This window comes from Rufibacter sp. DG15C, assembly GCF_001577755.1.
Lineage (GTDB): Bacteria > Bacteroidota > Bacteroidia > Cytophagales > Hymenobacteraceae > Nibribacter.
On record NZ_CP010776.1, the window covers coordinates 3564577 to 3584592 of the forward strand.

The 20016-nt window shown below is 47.0% G+C and carries 18 protein-coding genes; 13 read left to right on the plus strand and 5 right to left on the minus strand.

Annotated elements, in window-relative coordinates; genetic code table 11:
* Positions 1–60 precede the first annotated feature (60 nt).
* Complete coding sequence (locus TH61_RS15270) at positions 61–687, plus strand: OmpH family outer membrane protein (RefSeq protein ID WP_231862237.1); 627 nt, start codon at positions 61–63, stop codon at positions 685–687.
* 203 nt (positions 688–890) lie between these two features.
* Here TH61_RS15270 and TH61_RS15275 read toward each other — a convergent pair whose 3' ends face one another.
* On the minus strand, positions 891–1082 hold the full coding sequence (locus tag TH61_RS15275; protein WP_197464049.1) for a PLDc N-terminal domain-containing protein: 192 nt from the start codon (positions 1080–1082) through the stop codon (positions 891–893).
* Between the two features lie 77 nt (positions 1083–1159).
* On the minus strand, positions 1160–2392 hold the full coding sequence (locus TH61_RS15280) for an ABC transporter permease (protein WP_066511224.1): 1233 nt from the start codon (positions 2390–2392) through the stop codon (positions 1160–1162).
* A gap of 131 nt (positions 2393–2523) precedes the next feature.
* Between TH61_RS15280 and TH61_RS15285 the strand changes: the two genes are divergently transcribed.
* Positions 2524–3789 (plus strand): asparagine synthetase B, encoded by a 1266-nt coding sequence (locus TH61_RS15285; protein WP_066511225.1) that lies wholly within the window; start codon positions 2524–2526, stop codon positions 3787–3789.
* A gap of 141 nt (positions 3790–3930) precedes the next feature.
* Here the strand turns inward: TH61_RS15285 and TH61_RS15290 are convergent, their stop codons facing one another.
* From TH61_RS15290 to lpxK, 3 genes are all read right to left on the minus strand, one after another.
* Positions 3931–4512: a tRNA-(ms[2]io[6]A)-hydroxylase gene (locus TH61_RS15290; RefSeq protein WP_066512938.1), complete on the minus strand. Its 582-nt coding sequence runs from the start codon at positions 4510–4512 to the stop codon at positions 3931–3933.
* 173 nt (positions 4513–4685) lie between these two features.
* Positions 4686–6602: a putative porin gene (locus TH61_RS15295; protein ID WP_197464050.1), complete on the minus strand. Its 1917-nt coding sequence runs from the start codon at positions 6600–6602 to the stop codon at positions 4686–4688.
* Between the two features lie 8 nt (positions 6603–6610).
* Positions 6611–7675, minus strand: coding sequence for a tetraacyldisaccharide 4'-kinase (lpxK, locus tag TH61_RS15300; RefSeq protein WP_066512939.1), 1065 nt, complete (start codon positions 7673–7675; stop codon positions 6611–6613).
* A 69-nt stretch (positions 7676–7744) separates the two neighbouring features.
* Between lpxK and TH61_RS15305 the strand changes: the two genes are divergently transcribed.
* The 11 genes from TH61_RS15305 to groL all read left to right on the plus strand — a co-directional run bounded on the left by TH61_RS15305 (position 7745) and on the right by groL (position 20009).
* The gene (locus TH61_RS15305) at positions 7745–8842 is read left to right on the plus strand and encodes a Nif3-like dinuclear metal center hexameric protein (RefSeq protein ID WP_066511228.1); all 1098 of its coding nucleotides are present in this window, start codon (positions 7745–7747) and stop codon (positions 8840–8842) included.
* Positions 8843–8850: 8 nt separating this feature from the next.
* A complete protein-coding gene (locus TH61_RS15310; protein ID WP_066511229.1) occupies positions 8851–9588 on the plus strand; it encodes a zinc ribbon domain-containing protein in 738 nt (245 codons plus the stop codon).
* 80 nt (positions 9589–9668) lie between these two features.
* Complete coding sequence (locus TH61_RS15315; RefSeq protein ID WP_066511230.1) at positions 9669–10973, plus strand: anthranilate synthase component I family protein; 1305 nt, start codon at positions 9669–9671, stop codon at positions 10971–10973.
* 112 nt (positions 10974–11085) lie between these two features.
* Positions 11086–11721, plus strand: a complete 636-nt coding sequence (locus TH61_RS15320) for a hypothetical protein (RefSeq protein ID WP_157600738.1) — start codon at positions 11086–11088, stop codon at positions 11719–11721.
* A gap of 125 nt (positions 11722–11846) precedes the next feature.
* On the plus strand, positions 11847–13286 hold the full coding sequence (miaB, locus tag TH61_RS15325) for a tRNA (N6-isopentenyl adenosine(37)-C2)-methylthiotransferase MiaB (RefSeq protein WP_066511234.1): 1440 nt from the start codon (positions 11847–11849) through the stop codon (positions 13284–13286).
* Positions 13287–13387: 101 nt separating this feature from the next.
* Entirely contained in the window at positions 13388–14674 is a 1287-nt protein-coding gene (locus tag TH61_RS15330) for a sigma-54-dependent Fis family transcriptional regulator (RefSeq protein WP_066511236.1), read from the plus strand.
* Positions 14655–15197: an LptE family protein gene (locus TH61_RS15335; RefSeq protein WP_066511239.1), complete on the plus strand. Its 543-nt coding sequence runs from the start codon at positions 14655–14657 to the stop codon at positions 15195–15197. The genes TH61_RS15330 and TH61_RS15335 overlap by 20 nt, the downstream gene beginning before the upstream one ends.
* Positions 15198–15225: 28 nt before the next feature.
* On the plus strand, positions 15226–17337 hold the full coding sequence (locus tag TH61_RS15340; protein WP_066511245.1) for a hypothetical protein: 2112 nt from the start codon (positions 15226–15228) through the stop codon (positions 17335–17337).
* A 1-nt stretch (position 17338) separates the two neighbouring features.
* Positions 17339–17710: a preprotein translocase subunit SecG gene (gene secG / locus TH61_RS15345; protein ID WP_066511247.1), complete on the plus strand. Its 372-nt coding sequence runs from the start codon at positions 17339–17341 to the stop codon at positions 17708–17710.
* A 318-nt stretch (positions 17711–18028) separates the two neighbouring features.
* On the plus strand, positions 18029–18316 hold the full coding sequence (locus tag TH61_RS15350; protein WP_066511250.1) for a co-chaperone GroES: 288 nt from the start codon (positions 18029–18031) through the stop codon (positions 18314–18316).
* A gap of 49 nt (positions 18317–18365) precedes the next feature.
* Positions 18366–20009: a chaperonin GroEL gene (groL, locus tag TH61_RS15355; RefSeq protein WP_066511256.1), complete on the plus strand. Its 1644-nt coding sequence runs from the start codon at positions 18366–18368 to the stop codon at positions 20007–20009.
* Positions 20010–20016 lie beyond the last annotated feature (7 nt).

Below are 20016 nucleotides of genomic sequence, written 5' to 3' on the forward strand. Positions count from 1 at the left end.
TTGAGGCAAATGCATCTGTGGTTTTTACCTTTACACTACCACCTTTATTAATTCTTTCAAGTGAACGTTACAAAAAACCTATTGACCGTTGCCGCCGCCGCTTTGTTGTTGGCGTCCTGCAAAAATGATTCTGCTCCTGCTACCACTACCACTGCTTCTAAAACCACTACAGAAGACAAAGCAGAGACTACCGGCACCACTACTGCCACAGTGGCCGCTCCAGAGATTGTGTACATCAATGCAGACTCCTTGCTTAAGAATTACCAGCACTTTAAAGATGCACAGGCCCGTCTAAAGTCTAAGTCTCAGCGCTTGGAGCAGGAATTGCGTGGCAAGGCTACTTCTTTCCAGAAGGAAGTGGGCCAGTACCAGCAGGCTGGTCAAGGCATGACCAATGAACAGCGTGCAGCTACTGAGCAGCGTTTGGCGCAGAAAGAGCAGCAATTACAGGCTCAGAACCAGAATGCCAGCAACCAGTTGGCCAAGGAAGAAAACGAAGAGATGAAAAAAATCTACGACAAGGTAGAAGCGTATCTTAAGAAACTTAGCGCTGAAAAAGGCTACAAAATGGTTCTTTCTTATACCCGTGGCAACAGCGCCATCTTGTACAGTGACGAGTCTTTGGACATCACGCAAGACGTCTTAAAAGGCCTAAACGAAGAGTACAAGTCAGCCAACAAAAAATAACCAAGAGTATCTCCAAAAGAAAAGCCCTACCATCACTGGTAGGGCTTTTTTATGTCTCAAAATCTTGAAAAGGCAGATGTACTGTAAGCTTTTTATCCTTTTGAATGAATATTGATGATAGCCATGCTGGCCTGAAAATATCCTGCTTAAAAGCCTTCTGTTTTTAGCCTGTTTTCTAGAAACCAGGCTAAAAACAGATATGACTAATAGAACCTATTAATCCGCTGGCTGCGCCCTATCGCGAAGTAAAGGATCCAGCCCAGCACCGGCACAAAAATGACCAGCAGCAGCCAAATGATTTTCTCTACATCGCTTTTGAAATCGCTCTTTAGAATATCCACCAACGCCCAAATCCAGAGGATAGTGGGAACCAAGAAAATCAAGGAAAGTGCCATTATGCCTAACCCTGCTAATTCACCAATGAAAAGGAACATCGATTTTTAAATTTAAAGATGTGAGAAGATTTGCGTGCTTATTCGTAACGCAAGGATTCAATAGGGTCTAGCTTAGAGGCTTTGTAGGCAGGATAATACCCAGACACCAAGCCCACCGAGATACAGATGGCTAAACCTACCATCATCCAAAGCCAAGGCACAAAGAACTCGCCTTGGCCAATAAGCATGGAGATGCCGTTGCCCATCAAAACGCCTAGAATAATACCGGCCACGCCGCCTAAAAGACAAATGACAATGGCTTCAATCAAAAACTGAGTTCTAATCTGCTTGATGGTGGCACCTAAGGCTTTTCTTATACCAATTTCTCGGGTACGTTCTGTTACGCTTACCATCATGATGTTCATGAGGCCAATAGAGGCGCCTAACAAGGTAATGAACCCAATCAGGAAGCCTCCTGTACGCAAATATCCCGTTATTTTATCCAATGTCTGGGCGGCAGAGTCGCTTCTGGTAATCTCAAAGGAATCTTCCTGGCCTAACTTGTCCTGGCGTACTTTGCGCATGATACCGGTTGCTTCTTCCATGGCGTAAGCCAAGCTGGTACTACCAAGAATAGCTGATTTGATGCCGAAGGTTAAAGGCTCTGGCGTGGGTATCTGGGTAGCTGCTTCCATAGGAATGATGATGAGACGGTTGCTTCCGCCGCCGCCCATGCCGCTGCCTTCGCTTTTAATCATGCCCACTACTTTAAACCTGCGACCCAACGTTAGAAGGCTCTTCCCTTCTGGATTTTGTTTAGGGAAAAGTTTCTCGGCTACTTCCTTGCCTATGATGGCCACTGGTGCACCTCCTTCCAATTCTATAGAAGAAAACGGCCGACCGCGCTCCAAGTCATAGTTTTCATTTACCATGAAGTTCTCATCGCCTCCCACAATGGTGATGTTGGGGTTGGTTTTGATATTACCGGCTTTTACCGCGGCGTTCCAAGTTACGTAGGTAGACAAGCTCACGCGGGCTTTATCCAGCATAAGTTCTTTGTATTGCTTGGCTTCAAATTCTGTGATGGGCGGATAGACCTTGCTTTGCCGGCCACCCTGCCGGTTGTTGTCATACTTTTGCTCAATGTCAAAAGAGTTGGCGCCCAGGTTGGCAAACGTATTACTCACCGAATACTTGATCCCTTCAATAGCCGTTAGAATACCAACCAAAGACATAATACCAATGGAGACAATCAAAGCGGTTAATACGGTCCTGAGCATGTTGCCCTGAATAGACCTGAAACCCTCCTTTGCGTTTTCTAACAGATTCATAGTTTGGTGAGGTTGTTGCTCTTTGGTTATTAGTCGTATAACCTGTTACTTTCTTACTGTTATAAAAGTACTAGTTTTCCCGATTACAGCCTGTTTTTCCTAAATTTGTTTAAAACTAATTCTTGATCAAGATGTTGCGCCGCATTCTTTTACTTTTTCTGGGATGGTGCTTGTCGGCTCAGGCTGGTTTTGCCTCCTACCTGCTCTTACCCATGGACGAGACGCAGAATAACCACTTAAAAGCCTATGGCATTGCCTATTGGGCCTTGCAGCGTCAAGTAGAAGTGGACTGGCTTTTGAACTACAAAGGCGGCGCGTTTGCCTTTAAACAGGCTCAGCAACTAGAGAATGAGTTGGTGGTGCGGGGCATCAGCTACCAGACCATCTCAGATGCGCAATACGGCCAGGTCTTAAATGAGATTGCCGCGCAGGAGTCTAACATGGACGTCATGAAGCTGGAGAAAGCCCCCAAGATTGCCGTCTACTCGCCTAAGTCCAAACAGCCTTGGGACGATGCCGTGACATTAGTCCTAACATACGCTGAGATTCCCTATGACATTGTCTTTGACCCCGAGGTACTGGAAGGCAAGCTACCCACCTATGATTGGTTGCATTTGCACCATGAGGACTTCACGGGCCAGCAAGGAAAGTTCTACGCCGCCTTTAGAAACGCGCCCTGGTACCAGGACCAAAAACGTGAAGCCGAGGCCATTGCCAAGCGCTTCGGGTTTAAGAAAGTGCCTGAATTGAAAGGCGCCGTGGTGCAGAAAATACGGGACTTCACGGCGGGCGGCGGGTTCATGTTTGCCATGTGCTCAGCAACAGATACGTATGACATTTCGCTGGCCGCATTTGGCGTAGACATCACCGAGTCCATGTTTGACGGCGACCCTTCAGATCCTCAAGCCCAGCAGAAGCTCAACTTTGACAACACCTTTGCCTTCAAGGACTTTACCTTGGTGCGCGACCCTTTTCAATCTGAGTTTTCTAACATTGACAACAGCCAATTGGAGCGCCAGCTGCGCGAAGACAACGACTACTTTCAGTTGTTCACCTACTCGGCTAAATGGGATCCCATTCCTACTATGCTCACGCAGAACCACGCCAAGACCATCAAAGGATTCATGGGCCTGACTACCGGTTTTAAGAAGCGTTTGATAAAATCTGATGTGGTAGTAATGGGCGAAACCAAATCCATTGACGAGGCCCGCTACATGCACGGCACCTTCGGCAAAGGCACCTGGACCTTTTATGGCGGCCATGACCCCGAGGATTACCAGCACTTGGTAGAGGAAGAACCCACTGATTTGTCCCTCCATCCCAATTCTCCGGGCTACCGATTAATCCTGAACAACATCCTCTTCCCGGCGGCTAAAAAGAAGAAACAGAAAACGTGATTGTTAATGGCTGCTTGTCATTTGCAGATTGCTTAAAACCAAAAAGCGTTTTTGGCCTGATTTCCGGGAAACAGGCCAAAAACGCTTTTTGGTTTTATACTTCAGAAAGAAATTCAACAATCAGCAATTGACAATCAACAATCAATGCATTCTGTCTGGTCTGTACTCTAGTTTAGAGATGATGTCAGCCTCAATCTGGAGCAGTTCCTGAAAGCGGGCGTCAACTATTTCCTTTGGCATGTATTCTTTGGCAAGCTTCACAAAACTCACGTAATGGGCCGCTTCTGACACCATCAGTTCATAGTAGAACTTCTGCAAGCCCTCGTCTTGAATGTTCTTCCAAAGCAACTTAAAGCGTTCGCAGGAACGAGCTTCTACCAAAGCATTCACCAGTAGGTGGTCCATGAGCTGTCGTTCGCGCTTGTCACCTTTTCTAATGTGCTTGCTTAATTCGGCTACGTACTCATCATTTCGGTTCCTGCCCAGGGAATAGCCGCGCTTTTTTAATTCTTCCAGCACCCGCTCAAAATGGCTCCACTCCTCGGCTACTAGGGCTGTCAGTTCCTCCACCAGCTTGGTTTTGTCTGGGTACTTGACAATCAAAGAAATTGCCGAGCTGGCTGCTTTCTGCTCACAATAGGCATGGTCCACCAGAATCTCCTCAATGTTCATTTCGGCTATGTTCACCCATCGCGGATCTGTAGGAAGCTGAAGTTTTAATATACTCTTGGCCACTAGATAGATTTGAAGATTTAGAAATGTAGAGATTCGGAAACGGAAGGATGAAATGGAACTTGGGTTTTAGGTGAAACCAGCTGCTATTCATGCCATCGTTTTTGGTATGTTTTCTCGAAAACAGACCAAAAACGATGGCCAAGAATCCTTACAAATTTCCTTTAGTCATAGAAATTCCAGCGCAACCCGAAGATGAAACTGAACGGATTGGCCGTGTACACTGGCGTTGTGAAATAGCCTTGCTCCCAGGCAGAGGTCACCGTGTTTATGTTGCTTAGCTTCAGGAACAGATTAATGGTCTTGATGTCGGCGTTTAGGAACAGGTCCAGCACGGGGTACTGGGTTACCTTGAATTCGTTCTGCAGGTAAAACTGTTGGGTAACGGGCATGTAGGCATCTGCATAATACCCAGAATGCCAGTTAGCCTCTACTCCTGCCTGTACAGTGATGGCGTTTTTGAACATGGGTCCCTGCGCATACAGTTTTCCGGTCCAATACCATTCAGGCATTCTAATCACCTTAGGACCGGTTATGCTATTATAGTAAAGTGTGTTGTCCAAGACCAAAGCCTTCCAAGTAAAGCGGTGCTGGAGGTTTCCCTGCACCAAGAAATTAGTGCCGGTCGTTTGGGCTGGCTCTGCCTGGCGTCCACTCAAAGAATCCTGGAAATACACGTGGTTGTTGAGGATGGTGTACTGCACCTGGGCTCTTAGGTAATTATTAAACGCCGAAGCCTCTAACTGTGCCGTGGTTTGGTCTGCGGTGGTATTCTCAAACCTGTTAAACCAGTCAAAATGGTTGCTGTAGTGAACCCGTTGCAACAAGGTGGGTGAATACGAGGTGCGGGTTTGGCTCAGAGACAACCATTTGAACCGGGCCTGGGCCGTGAGTCGGTAATCATTTCCGCCAATCTGCAACTCGCCGTCAGTGGTGACATAGATATCGTTCTTAAGCCTGAATTGGGCCTCGCCGCCCACAAAATTATCAGCTATGTCTAAGGTTGACCCAACTTCATTGTATGAGATGGGGTCTGTTGGCAAGGCGTTACGCGAAGAAATTTCATACTGACCGTCCCGGCGTTTTACATACGCCCGGTAGACAAAATATTTGGTGCTCCCCATCACCCCAAACGTGTTTTCCAACTGTCGGTACAAGGTGTTGTCCAGGGTTTCATTAGGGTCTAAGATTGTTCTGGGGTAAAAAAGAAGCTCATTGGTGCTGGTAGACGTCCCATAAGGAATGTTTTCATCTGCAAACCGCGTCTCTTGGGATAACCCATTCAGGGTATGGTAGAGCTGTAAACCTGAACCCAATAGTTTATACCATTGGGTGGCATGCAACGTGTGCCGGTTTTCTTTAGAGAAAGCGTTGTTTAGCCAAACCGGTTCGTTTTTGTAATCAAACAGATTGTCATCTTCATCTTCTAAAATTGGCCTAATACCTCCTGACTCAATCTGCTCATGCGTGGTCATGGCGTAGTTGGCCATGATGCGGTAGCGGTCATTCTCACTGTAATAATGAGTAAAGGCCTGCAGTCCGTAATGGTCCACTAAATCATAATCTCTTGGATTACCAATCTGCCGTTTAGTCCCAATGCGCTCTAATCCTAATCCAACGTTCCAGCGCGGATTAACATTACGCGTATGCTTGGCCCTAAAAATCTGCTCCCCTAAAGACCCTTGCAGATAGTTTAAGAATGTGAAAGGCGATTTGGTATCATAGTATTCTATTTGGTCAGGCTTGACGGCATAGAGGTCAAACGCGTTACGGCCGGGTCTGGTGCCTAAGGTTCCCGGCATGCGCCAGAACAAAGACTGGGAGGCAGTACCCACATTGCCTAGGTTTTGCTGCAGGCTGGAGTCATAGTACCAATGCCGCACGCTATGAAGGTTACTTAAAGAAGTGTCTATAGGTGCAGAGGCAAAATTTCCCTTAAAGATTTGGGCCTCATACAACACGCGGGTGGTTTTGGAGCCATAGATGGCTTTGGTGGAGTCGTCAATAATTTGCGCCTGCGCGCTCAAAACAGAACTTCCCCAAAGGAGGGTGGCCGCAATAAATATTTTTCTAAAAGTCACGGTCAAAATTAAGAATTTATATGGAACCCCTCTCCTGTAATGGCCACCTGTAGATATTCATCAAAAGAGGGAACATGAGGCCAGAACTCGTTTACAATAGGCACATAAAACAAAGGCACTTCAGACATTAGCTGAGCATTAGCTGGTTGCTGCCATTTAACAGCATCCTTCTGTGTCATTACAATGGAGACATAATCTTTGTCTACCACTCTAGTCCAATACGTGTAAATTTCTTCTATACGGGCAGGAGAATATTCAGCGTGGTCAGCCTCTTCAAAATGTTGTAGAATCTCATAGTGCTGCTCACGCAGGTATTCAACCAAGGGAGTTGCATTGACAATGCCGGTCACCAAAACCAACTTTTTTGATAAGGTTAACCCGCTTCCAAACCCAACTGCCTGCCCATAGCGAACCCTACTGAAAAACACTGGAATCTCTGCCCTACTGAACTCCTGTATCTCCTGAGTTATTGCTTGCTGCTCTTGAAGAGATAAAGACTCAGGGCACTTGGTCACCACTATGGCATCGGCGCGCTTGGCTCCATTTCTAGGCTCTCTCAACCTGCCCGCCGGAAGTAAAAAATCTTGGGTGAAAAGTCTTCCAAAATCTGTCAGCAACAAATAAAAAGAAGCTTTCACCGCCCTATGCTGAAAGGCGTCATCTAGTAGAATAAGGTCTAAATCATGATACAGAGCTAATAGCTTTTGTATTCCTTCGGCCCGCTTTTCACAGACAGCCACTTTCACGTAGGGTAGACTTTGCAGGTATTGAAACGGCTCGTCGCCCAAGGAAAGCGCGGTGGCTTGTTCATTGCCTAAAACAAAGCCTTTGGTCTGGCGCTTATAACCCCTACTTAGGATGGCTATGTTTTTTCCTTTGTACAAGCGGGCCAGGTACTCCACCTGGGGCGTTTTGCCGGTGCCGCCCACAGAGAGGTTGCCCACACAAATCACCGGTATGGGTGCCTGGTAAGTAGCAAATACCTGCGTATCGTATAAGTAGTTGCGCACCGTCACCACTAGACCGTATAGCCAGGAGAAAGGCAAGAGCAGATACTGGAGAATACGCGGCATAGCTACCATAGAGGACAAAAGTAACTGAAATTTACCTTTCTTTGCAGACAAAGGTCTAACGTCCATTTTATGACCCAAATCAAAGAAGTCATTCAGGTATTGGAGCACTACGCGCCTCCAGCCTACCAAGAGTCCTATGACAACTCCTCTCTGCAAGTTGGCAATCCAGACGCGGAAGTAACCGGCGTATTGGTGACCTTGGATTGCACCGAAGAAGTAGTCCAAGAAGCGCTGGACCAGAACTGCAACCTGATTGTGGCCCACCACCCGGTCATATTCAAAGCCTTGAAAAGTTTGACGGGCAAGACAGTGGTAGAGCGCATTATTTTGAAGGCATTCCAGCACAACATTGCCATTTATGCCTGCCACACTAACCTGGACCATGTGCACAATGGCGTAAATGCCAAACTCTGCGCTAAATTAGGGATTGAGAATACTAGAATATTGGCTCCCAAGCCACAGCTCCTCACCAAACTGGAGACCTACGTCCCCTTGGAGGACACTCAAAAAGTATTGGACGCGCTGCATGCCGCTGGCGCCGGCCAGATTGGCGAGTACTCAGACTGCAGCTTCCGGATAACGGGTACGGGACGGTTCACCCCATCTGCCCAAGCTAACCCTCATATTGGAGAGCCCTGCAAAACTGAGGAAACCATTGAAAATAAGATTGAAGTGGTATTCCCCAGCTTTAAGCAAAACCAAATCATGCGCGCGCTACTGCAAGCCCATCCTTATGAAGAGGTAGCTCATTACCTAGTAGCCTTGCAAAATGAAAACCAAGAGGTGGGCGCTGGCATGGTGGGTGAACTAAAGGAAGCCCTATCTCCAGAGGCCTTTGTCCAACATGTGAAAGAGTCACTGGAAATCACTACCTTTAAGCATACGGCCTGGCCCAAGGAACCTATCAAACGCGTGGCGGTCTGCGGCGGGGCCGGTAGTTTTCTCATTAAAAACGCCAAACAAGCGGGTGCCCAGGTCTTCTTGACCGCTGACTTAAAGTACCACGAGTTTTTTGAGGCGGGAACTCAAATGGCCCTTCTAGATGTAGGACATTATGAGAGCGAAGTTTATACGAAAGAGTTGTTCTATGATATATTAATAAAAACTTTTTCTAATTTTGCAGTCAATTTGTCCTATATCAACACAAATCCAGTCAGACACAGCTAATAATATACATGGAAAGTACTGTAGCAAGTAAATTAGATGCACTCCTAAGACTTCAGAGCTTAGATTCTCAATTGGACGAAATTCTGCGTGTACGCGGTGACCTTCCTGAGGAAGTGAGAGACCTGGAGGATGAAATTGCCGGCTACCAGGTACGCGTAAGCAAGTTTGATGAAGAAATAGCTGATTTGCACCAGAACATAGCCAACCGCAAGCAGGCTATCAAGGATGCAGAGAAACTCATCAAAAAATATGAGGAGCAGCAGGAGAACGTTCGCAACAACCGCGAGTTTGACGCCATCACCAAAGAAGTAGAACTTCAGAAGCTGGAAATCCAGATTCAGGAGAAGAAAATAAGAGAGGCTAACTTCCAAATTGAGCAGAAGAACACTGACATTCAGGAAACCAAGTCTAAACTGTCTGAGCGCCAGAAAGATCTTGACACCAAAAACGGTGAACTACAGGTGATGGTACAAGAGAGCGAAGAAGACGAGCGCAAATTGAACGCCGCCAAAGAAGAAGCCAAGCAGCACATTGAAGAGCGTCTATTGATGGCCTACAACAGAATCAGAAAGAACGTGCGTAACGGTCTTGCTGTAGTGGCTGTGAAGCGTGACGCCTGTGGTGGTTGCTTTAACACGGTTCCGCCGCAACGTCAGTCAGACATTGCCTCTAAGAAGAAAATCATTGTTTGCGAGCACTGCGGACGCGTGTTGGCAGACGTAGAACAAAAAGCAGTGGTAGCATAACTCTTACCTTGCTTTACAACAAAAAGAGGATGGCCCAGGCCATCCTCTTTTTGTTTCTATTAAGTAGAACCTATTAATCCATGCGTCAACTCACTCTCTCTTATCAAGACTTACCTGTTCCTATAGCGCAATGGAAACAGCAAGCCTTGGCCTGGGCACATCATGGACATGAGGTAGTGGCGTATTATGAGCCGAATCAAATACCTTTCCGTCAAGGCGCTTTCCAGAATCTGCTTGGATTAAGGAAAAATGCTGCGGGATTGATCCAGGAGGGCATTGCCCGTTCTTTTAACGAGCTTCAGCAGTTGATTGACCAGTCGCTCCAAACTCCAATTTTTGGCTACCTCACTTATGACCTAAAAAACCAGATAGAGGAGTTACAAAGCCAGCATCCAGATCATATAGGTTTTCCAGAGCTGTACTTCTTTCAGCCGGATACTTGGCTTGAATGGACCGAGGGAGAAGTTCAAATATGTTCTTTTACAGAAGACCCAACTCAAATTGCCGCTTCAATCCATAACACTCCGTTTTTGGCCTCTTTTCCAGAAAACAGCCTAAAAACGAAGCCTAGAATCCTTAAAGAAGACTACCTTCAAACAGTTGAGAAGCTTAGAACTCATATTCTGGAAGGTGATGTATACGAAGTAAACTACTGCCAGGAGTTCTTCACAGAGAAGGCCAACATTGATCCTTTGGCCGTCTTCTGGCAATTGAATGCGGCCTCTCCTACGCCTTTCGCGGGCTTTCTGAAACTAGAGCAGCGCTATCTACTGTGCGCCAGTCCAGAGCGATTCCTTAAAAAAGAAGGCGACTTGCTCATCTCCCAGCCCATCAAGGGTACCATCAAGCGCGGCGCTACGTCAGAGCAAGACCAGGCCAACAAACAAGCCTTAGCCTCCAGCGAAAAAGAACAGGCCGAGAATATGATGATTGTAGACCTAGTCCGGAATGACCTCAACCGCATAGCCCAAACCGGCACGGTTAAGGTGGAAGAATTCTTTGGTCTTTACCCTTTCCAATATGTTTGGCAGATGATCTCTACCATAGTGGGCAAAGTTGGGGCTTCTGTTTCTGCAATGGAGATCCTTAAAGCCACCTTCCCGATGGGCAGCATGACGGGCGCTCCTAAGATTAAAGCCTTGGAGTTGATAGAAGAATATGAGCAGACCAAGCGCGGCTTGTATTCGGGGAGCTTTGGGTACTTTTTACCCAACGGCGACTTTGATTTTAATGTGGTGATCAGAAGCCTACAGTACAATGCCCAGAACTTATACTTGTCTTTTGAGGTGGGCAGCGCCATCACCTATGACTCTGACCCAGAGCAGGAATACCAAGAGTGTCTTTTAAAGGCCGCCGCAATTACTCGGGTTCTGGAGCAGAAGTAAAAAAATGTGCTTCAAATGTTTGCCGTGCCATTTACTTCTGGCTTCTTCTTTACTATTAAAGGGCAAATTATCTTATCAATCCAATCTTACCTATTACTAAATCCTTTACATAGTGAAAAAAACCTCTACTATCCTAAGCATCCTTCTTGCCGGAAATTTTTTAATCTCAAGCTGTGCCTCTTCTTATAAGCCTATTAGGCCAGAAACCATTAGTTATGATTACAACAGCACTACTGTAGATCCCAACTTGACTACTTCCTTTGCCTATGATGTCTTAACCTTAAGAGACAATAAAAAATATGCAAAAAAAGAAGTTAAAAGCAACTTGAGAGTAGTTTCTGTAAAGGTTGTTAATAATACCAACGCTCCAATCCATTTAGGGAAAGACTGCAGATTGTTAATGGGTGAAAGAGAAATCATTCCACTAGATCCTGCCATTGCCAGTAAAAAACTAAATCAAGGAGTACCTATTTACCTTTTATACTCATTGCTATTCTTAAATATCACCAAACAATCTGGTGATGGCTATGCTTCTAAAACGTCTACTACCTCTATCCCCATTGGTTTACCAATAGCGGCCGGCAATATGATGGTAGCTGGTACCGCTAATAAAATTATGCGGGCTGAACTTACAGGCCATAACATTTTGAATAAAACTGTTGGTCCCGGCGAAACAGTTTATGGCATTGTTTGCCTTACAGAATCAGTTACAGGAAAATTAAAATTCGATATAATCAGAGCAAACTAGTTTTTACCTGATTCAATGAAAAAGCACCTGTTATTTAATTAGCAGGTGCTTTTGCGTTAAAATAACTCTGACATTCTGTCATCAACGCGCAGTTTTCAGTATCTTTGTCTTTTTACAAGTACGTTATGCACGCACCCATTCTGGACTTAGATTTTATAGATAGCCGCACGCCTGATGAAGCAGCGGCCGCTTCCTGTGACACCAAAGTGAGCGTAGATACCTTCACTGGCCGTCAAAGGAAACTCTACATAGAAAGCTACGGCTGCCAGATGAACTTCTCTGACAGCGAGATTGTCTCTTCCATTCTCTTCGAGGCCGGCTTTGACACTACCTCAGACTTAAAGCAGGCAGATTTAGTCTTGCTAAACACCTGTTCTATCAGAGAGAAGGCTGAGACCACCGTACGCCACCGCTTGCTGCAATTGCAGCACATGAAGAAGAAGCGCCCTGGCATGATGGTGGGCGTTTTGGGCTGTATGGCAGAACGCTTAAAAAAGAACCTACTGGAAGAAGAGAAAATGGTGGACCTAGTAGTAGGCCCAGACGCCTACCGCGACCTTCCTTCCCTCATCAATGAAGTAGACAGCGGCCAAAAGGCGGTGAACGTATTGCTTTCACGTGAAGAGACGTACGCCGACATCAACCCCATCCGGTTAAACAGCAACGGCGTGAGCGCTTTTGTGTCCATTATGCGGGGCTGTGATAACATGTGCTCCTTCTGCGTAGTGCCATTTACCCGTGGCCGTGAACGCAGCCGTGACGCACATTCAGTAGTGCGTGAGGCTGAAGAGCTTGTAAAAAATGGTTATAAAGAAGTAACCCTGCTGGGTCAGAACGTGGACTCTTATAAGTGGACCTCTGAGGATGGCGCTGAGCATGTGAACTTCGCTCAACTCTTAGAACGCGTAGCCTTAATCAGCCCAGATTTGCGCGTTCGCTTCTCCACTTCGCACCCCAAAGACATTACAGATGAGGTGTTGTACACCATGAAAAAGTACGACAACATCTGCAAGTACATCCACCTACCTGCCCAAAGCGGAAACTCCAGAATCCTGGACTTGATGAATCGCACCTACGACCGTGCTTGGTACATTGCCCGCGTGGATGCCATCCGGAATATTCTGGGCGAGGAGTGCGCCATTTCCACGGACATGATCTCGGGCTTCTGCTCTGAGACGGAAGAGGAGCACCAGGACACGCTAACCCTCATTGACTACGTGCAGTACGACTACGCGTACATGTTCTTCTATTCTGAGCGCCCTGGTACGCTGGCTGCGCGTAAGTTGGAAGATGACATCCCTTTGGAAGTGAAAAAGCGTCGCCTGCAAGAGGTGATTGACTTACAACGCAGCTATTCCTTGATCCGGAATGAGAAGACGGTGGGCACCGTACAGAAAGTGTTACTGGAAGGATTCTCCAAGCGCTCCCAAGACATGCTGAGTGGCCGCGATGATAAAAACCGCATGGTCATCATCCCTAAAATGGATTTCCAGAAAGGCGACTATGTGAATGTGCTCATCACGGGCTGTTCAGTGGGCACCTTGTTTGGCGAACCTATCCTATAATTTGAAAATTTGGAGATGAGGAAATTAGAAGATGGTTTTCCTCAGGCGTTCCAACAGAACCTTTCCAAATCTTCACATTTTCAAATCTTCAAATTTAACGCATGCGCGAACTAGATATTCAGTCTGTAAAGCAACGGTTTGGGATTATTGGCAACTCGCCTTTACTCAACCACGCCATTCAGGTGGCGGTACAAGTGGCGCCCACAGACATGACCGTGCTCATAAACGGCGAAAGTGGTAGCGGCAAAGAGTCCTTCTCTAAGATCATCCATCACCTGAGCCCGCGTAAACACGGCCAGTTCATTGCCATTAACTGCGGTGCCATACCAGAGGGCACCATTGACTCAGAGTTGTTTGGCCATGAAAAAGGATCCTTTACCGGTGCACAAGAAGCCAGAAAAGGTTATTTTGAAGTGACCAACGGAGGTACCATTTTCCTGGATGAGATTGGAGAGATGCCGCTGGGCACCCAAGCACGTCTGTTGCGCGTGCTGGAGAATGGCGAATTTATCAAAGTAGGTTCGTCAAAGGTTCAGAAAACAGATGTGCGCGTGGTGGCTGCTACCAACGTCAACTTGATGCAGGCCGTGGAGCGCGGACAGTTCAGAGAGGACTTATACTACCGTCTAAACACGGTTCCCATCTCCGTGCCGCCATTGCGTGAGCGCGGCGAGGACACGCATTTGCTGTTCAGGAAATTTGCGAGTGACTTCGCGGAGCGCTATCATGTAAAGCCCATTTCGCTATTACCTGAGGCGGTACATGAGTTGTTGCGGTATCGTTTTCCAGGGAACATCAGGCAATTAAAGAATATTGTGGAGCAGATTTCCGTTCTGGAGTATGAGCGTGAGATTACGGCAGACACGTTGCGCAAGTACTTGCCAAAAGAGCAGGTAAATCAATTGCCGGCCTTGATGCCGCATGATCGGCCTACTGACGGCGCCAACAATTTCTCTGAGCGTGACTTGCTGTACAAGGTGCTCTTTGACATGCGAAAAGACATGAACGACCTCAAGCAATTGGTGTTTGACATTCTTTCGCATCAACAAGAGGATGCCGAGCTGCTAAAGGCCAACAGTCACCTGTTTGAAGAAGTGAAAGCTGTAGACAGACCAAGCCATGCGCCTGTCTACCGTGGCACCCAAGAGCGCCGTGACGGTTTTGTGATTGCCATGAACGAGGAGGAAGACGACTACGAAGAAAAAGTAGAGGACATCTCGCATGAAACCGAAGAGGAAAGCCTTTCTTTAGAGCATAAAGAAAAGGAGATGATCTTGAAGGCGCTCAAAAAACACAACAACAAGCGCAAGTACGCCGCCCGTGATTTGGGTATCTCTGAAAGGACCTTATACAGAAAACTGAAACAGTATGATATTGAAGATATGTAAGCTGGCCTCGGCGTGGGCATTGGTGCTTTGCCTGACCGTGTTCCTGGGAGGATGCTATTCTTTTTCGGGGACCAATATTTCGCCGGAGGTAAAAACCATTTCTATTACTAACTTTAACAATGCATCTGGTCAGGGTCCGGCTAGTTTGCAGCAGTGGGTGACCGAAGACTTTAGAGACTACTTCCAGCGAAATACCAACCTGCGCGTTCTTCCGCAAGGCGGCGACTTACAGATTGAGGGTCAGATCATGGGCTATTCATTTAGTCCGGCTGCCATTCAGCGCACAGACTCCCCTGCCAATAGAGGTGGACTGGACCAGGCGGGTGCCAACAGATTGACCATTACCGTGCAAGTTAGGTACACAGATACAAAGAACCCGGCTAACAGCTTTGACCAAAGCTTTAACAGCTTCTTTGATTTCCCAGCTAACCAAGACATTAATCAGATTAACAGAGGTCAGATCAATCAGATCATGGATAGATTAATCTATAATGTGTTTACAAAAACCGTCGCTAACTGGTAACTTCGCACACCAGAACCAACCCATACGCATGAATAAAGCGGCCTTTTTAAACATTATACGGCAAGTAGCGCCCATCCAGGACCAGGAGGTTGAAGACCTGGAAGAGTTGGTGGCGTCGTTCCCGTATTGCCAGACCGCTCACATTCTGCTGGCTAAGGCCGCGTATGACCGGGGCAGTATGCTCTCTACGCAGAAAATGCGCAGGGCCGCCGCCCACGCCTCTAACCGCCAACTCCTCAAACGCATTGTCTACGCGCCTCCTATCCTGCACAATGCGGTGGATCAAGAGGTCTTAGAAGAAGAGGCACCGGCTGTTTTTGCCCCAATTCCTGGAAACGAGGCCAAAAACGCCTTCCCAGAAGTTGCCCCCGAAGAAAGCATCTTACAGGCCTTAGAAAATATTTCAGAAGAGGACCTGCTGGACGTTGAAACCGATGTCCCAGATGAGATAGAGGAACCAGAAGAAGAATCCATTGAAGAGCAGCCTATTGAAGAGCCTGCAACTGAGGATGAAGCGGAGATTGAAGAGCCTTCCCAACCAGTTGATGCTACTCAAATCCTGGGAGAAACCATTTCAGAGCCTCAACTTCAAGTGGTAGAGAATCCATTAGAGGATTCTGCACCTGAGGAAGAATTTATTGCTGAATCTGAATTAGAGCAGGAAGCTTCATATGATCTGCTTGATGAGCAGGATTCTGCTTTTATAGAGAATTTCATTTTAGAAGAAGATCAAGCATCAGAAGAAGAATCAGAAGAAATCCAGCCCGAACTCAAGGAAGAGGAATCTGTGTCTGTTCCTATAGATATAGAGAAATTCGCAACAGAGGCCTTAGATGTAGAAGATGCAACGATAGAAGGTGAGTCTTCCTTGAATGACGAGCTAAACTATTCCACTTTTGAAGAGGATAATGAAGCACCTTCTTTAGATTTTGCTGAAGATACAACTGAAGAGGCTGAACTCGCTGCCATTAGCTTGGATGAAGAAGAGCCAACTCATTTAACTTCTCTATCATCTATTGAAGACCAACCTGTAGATGCAGAAATAGAGGCTGATTTTATTACCAACGCCGTCCAAGGATTAACCTCCCACAAGACAGCGAATGAACAACCTGTTGAGGAAATCCTTTTAACAGAGGAGCCAGCACTTGAATCCATTATTGCTGCCGAGCTGCTAAGCGAGCCAGTATCTGAGCAGGAAACCATTGCAGAGGACTCTTTGGAGCTACTTCCTAATGAAGTTGAAATAGAAGGCCTTATTAATGCTGACACTCAGGCAATTGACGTATCTAAAGAAGAGCCTGAAGTAGATGCATTGCCTAGCTCAGAAGAGGATGAGCTGTTCAGCTTGATGCAGATTGATGGTTTAGCCACGCTTTCGGCTCCTATTCCTAGCGTAAACCTTTCGCACGCCGAAATCATCTCTGAGCTTACCTCCCGCCCAGAGCCTATTGAGTTCATGCCAGAAGAAGCTGTCCTTCAAGAAGAGGCAGTAACAGCTGCTATCATTGAAGAGGCCCCTTTGGTGGTGAACACAGAGTTGGCAGAGTTTGTAGCGGAATTGCAAGGCCGGCCAGTAGTTGACAATCATGCTTTAGAAGGAGAACAAACTTCCTACCCTATGTTGCAGATGGCGCCAGTGGCTGCTGCAACGTCAGAGGTGGAAACGGAGAAAGACCCCTACCTGAGCATTTTCTACCATAATAGCCTGGCGTATAGGATGGATTCCAGCCGCATGGGCGAGACCATTCAGTTACGGGATGACCTGACCACCTCCAAGCCCTACTACTTCCAGCCAGACTTGATCCTGGAGCACGTGAAAGGCAACGGGGCCATGGAACAAGTAGTGAAACCGGTGGCCAAGTTAGATGTTCAACTCAGCATCATAGACCAGTTCCTGAAGTCCAACCCCAAGCTGAAAAGCATGGCGCATTCCCAGCAGAAGAATGAGCCTCAGGAGGACCTTTCAGCTAAAAGCTCTAAGATTAAGAAGAACCTGGCATCAGAGAATCTGGCCCTCATCTTCATTAAACAAGGCAAATTCAAAAAAGCGCTCAAAATTTATGAGCAGCTTATTATGAAATTCCCCGAAAAAAAGAGTTACTTTGCCGAACAGATTGAAAAATTAAGAAACGAATTGTAACATGTATATTGCTCTGATCAGCGTCATCCTTTTCCTTTGCGTATTGTTAATCTTGGTGGTTTTATCCCAAAACTCCAAAGGAGGCGGACTTTCTAGCCAGTTTGGTGGCGGCGGCACCAGCCAGTTAATGGGTGTGAAACGCACGGGAGACCTTTTAGAGAAATTGACTTGGGGCTTCGCCATTGGAATCATTGTGTTGAGCCTAAGCTCACACTTTATCTTGAATGGTTCTAATGAAGTGGAAAGCCGCAGCGTGAACGAGCAACGTGCCGGCCAGGCCGCCCCAGCTGCCGCACCAGCCCTTCCACAACAGAACACAGCCCCTGCCCCAGCGGTGGCAACACCAGGAGCAGGCACAGACTCGGCTGAATAATTTTAAAACCGATACTAATACAGCCCTTTATAAGGCCCCGGACTTCACCGTTCGGGGCCTTTTTTTGTCTTTACCGTTTTTGGCTTACTTTTAGGAAAACAGGCCAAAAACGGTGAGCCTCGTGCCTTAACTGCCAAAGTGATCCGTAAGAGAAATGCGGTGGCAGGCAAAACTTGAAAACTTGGCAGACAAACCCTGACAAATCGGGCAAGAATGTCAGGAAAGGACGTTTGGCACAGGAATGGCAATAAGGCAATGCGTCCTGGCCACTCCGTTGGCGGACATAGAATTAACTTAACCTTATATCATAAGAAAACTATGGCATTAAACATCAAACCAATTGCTGGAACCGCGAACAGAGTGATTGTAGAGCCAGCTCCGGCAGAAGAGAAAACTGCTTCAGGGCTTTACATCCCAGACACTGCCAAAGAAAAACCACAGAAAGGAACGGTAGTAGCTATTTCAGAAGAAGATGGCGAAGGCAAAAAGCCATCTGTAAAAACTGGTGACCAGGTTTTGTATGGTAAGTACGCCGGCACTGAGATTTCTTTGGACGGATCAGATTACCTAATCATGAAAGAGTCTGACATCCTGGCGGTTCTTTAATCACCCCTATTGTATCTAAATCATCAACCATAACCATTGAAAGAATAGTATGGCATCTAAGAACATTACCTTCGACATCGAAGCCCGTAACAAAATCAAAAAAGGCGTTGACACTTTAGCCAACGCTGTGAAAGTAACCTTGGGCCCTAAAGGCCGCAACGTGATCATTGACAAGAAATTTGGCGCGCCTAGCATCACCAAAGACGGTGTGACGGTTGCCAAAGAGATTGAATTGAAAGACGCCGTTGAGAACATGGGTGCTCAATTGGTGAAAGAAGTAGCCTCTAAAACCGCCGACATGGCTGGTGATGGTACTACTACTGCCACTGTTTTGGCCCAGGCTATCTACACGGCCGGTTCTAAGAACGTGGCGGCCGGTGCCAACCCAATGGACCTGAAGCGCGGTATTGACAAGGCCGTTACCAAAGTGGTAGCTAACCTGAAGGAGCAGTCTAAGAAGATTGAAAACTCTTCTGAAATTGCCCAAGTAGGTACTATCTCTGCCAATAATGACGTGGAAATCGGGCAGATGATTGCCGATGCCATGGACAAAGTGGGTAAAGACGGTGTGATCACGGTTGAGGAAGCCAAAGGTACTGAGACCGAGGTGAAGACTGTAGAAGGTATGCAGTTTGACCGCGGTTACCTGTCTCCTTACTTCGTGACCAACCCAGAGAAAATGGAAGCCGAGTTTGAGAACGCTTACATTTTGATTTATGACAAGAAGGTTTCTACCATGAAAGAATTGCTTCCAGTATTGGAGCAAGTGGTTCAGACTGGTAAAGCTTTAGTAATCATCTCTGAAGACGTAGACGGCGAAGCCCTTGCTACATTGGTAGTAAACAAACTGCGTGGTTCTTTGAAAATTGCTGCTGTGAAGGCGCCAGGCTTTGGTGACCGCAGAAAAGCCATGTTAGAGGACATCGCAATCTTGACGGGTGGTACTGTTATCTCTGAGGAGCGTGGTTACAAACTGGACAACGCCACTTTGGACTACCTTGGTCAGGCGGAGCGTATCATCATTGACAAAGACAACACTACCATCGTGAATGGTCGTGGCGAGAAAGATGCTATCTCTGGTCGTGTGAACGAGATCAAGTCGCAGATTGAGAAGACTACCTCTGACTATGACAGAGAGAAGTTGCAAGAGCGTCTGGCTAAATTGTCTGGTGGTGTGGCTATCCTTTACATTGGTGCTTCTACTGAAGTAGAGATGAAAGAGAAGAAAGACCGTGTGGATGATGCCTTACACGCTACCAGAGCTGCCGTAGAAGAAGGTATTGTAGCTGGTGGTGGTGTTGCCTTGATCAGAGCCATTGAGGCCTTGAACGACGTAGACACCCGCAACGAAGATGAGAAGACTGGTGTGCAGATCATTCGCACGGCGCTTGAGTCTCCATTGAGAACGATCGTAGCCAATGCTGGTGGTGAAGGTTCTGTGATTGTAAACGAAGTACGTGCCGGTCAGGCTGACTACGGTTACAACGCCCGCGACGACAAGTTTGAGAACATGTTTGCCGCTGGTATCATTGACCCAACCAAAGTAACGCGTCTTGCTCTTGAGAACGCTGCTTCTGTGGCGGCCTTGTTGCTGACCACTGAATGTGTGATTGCTGATGAGCCTGAAGAAGGTGGCGCAGCTGCCGGTGGTGGAATGCCAGGCGGTATGGGCGGCATGGGTGGCATGATGTAATCATCTC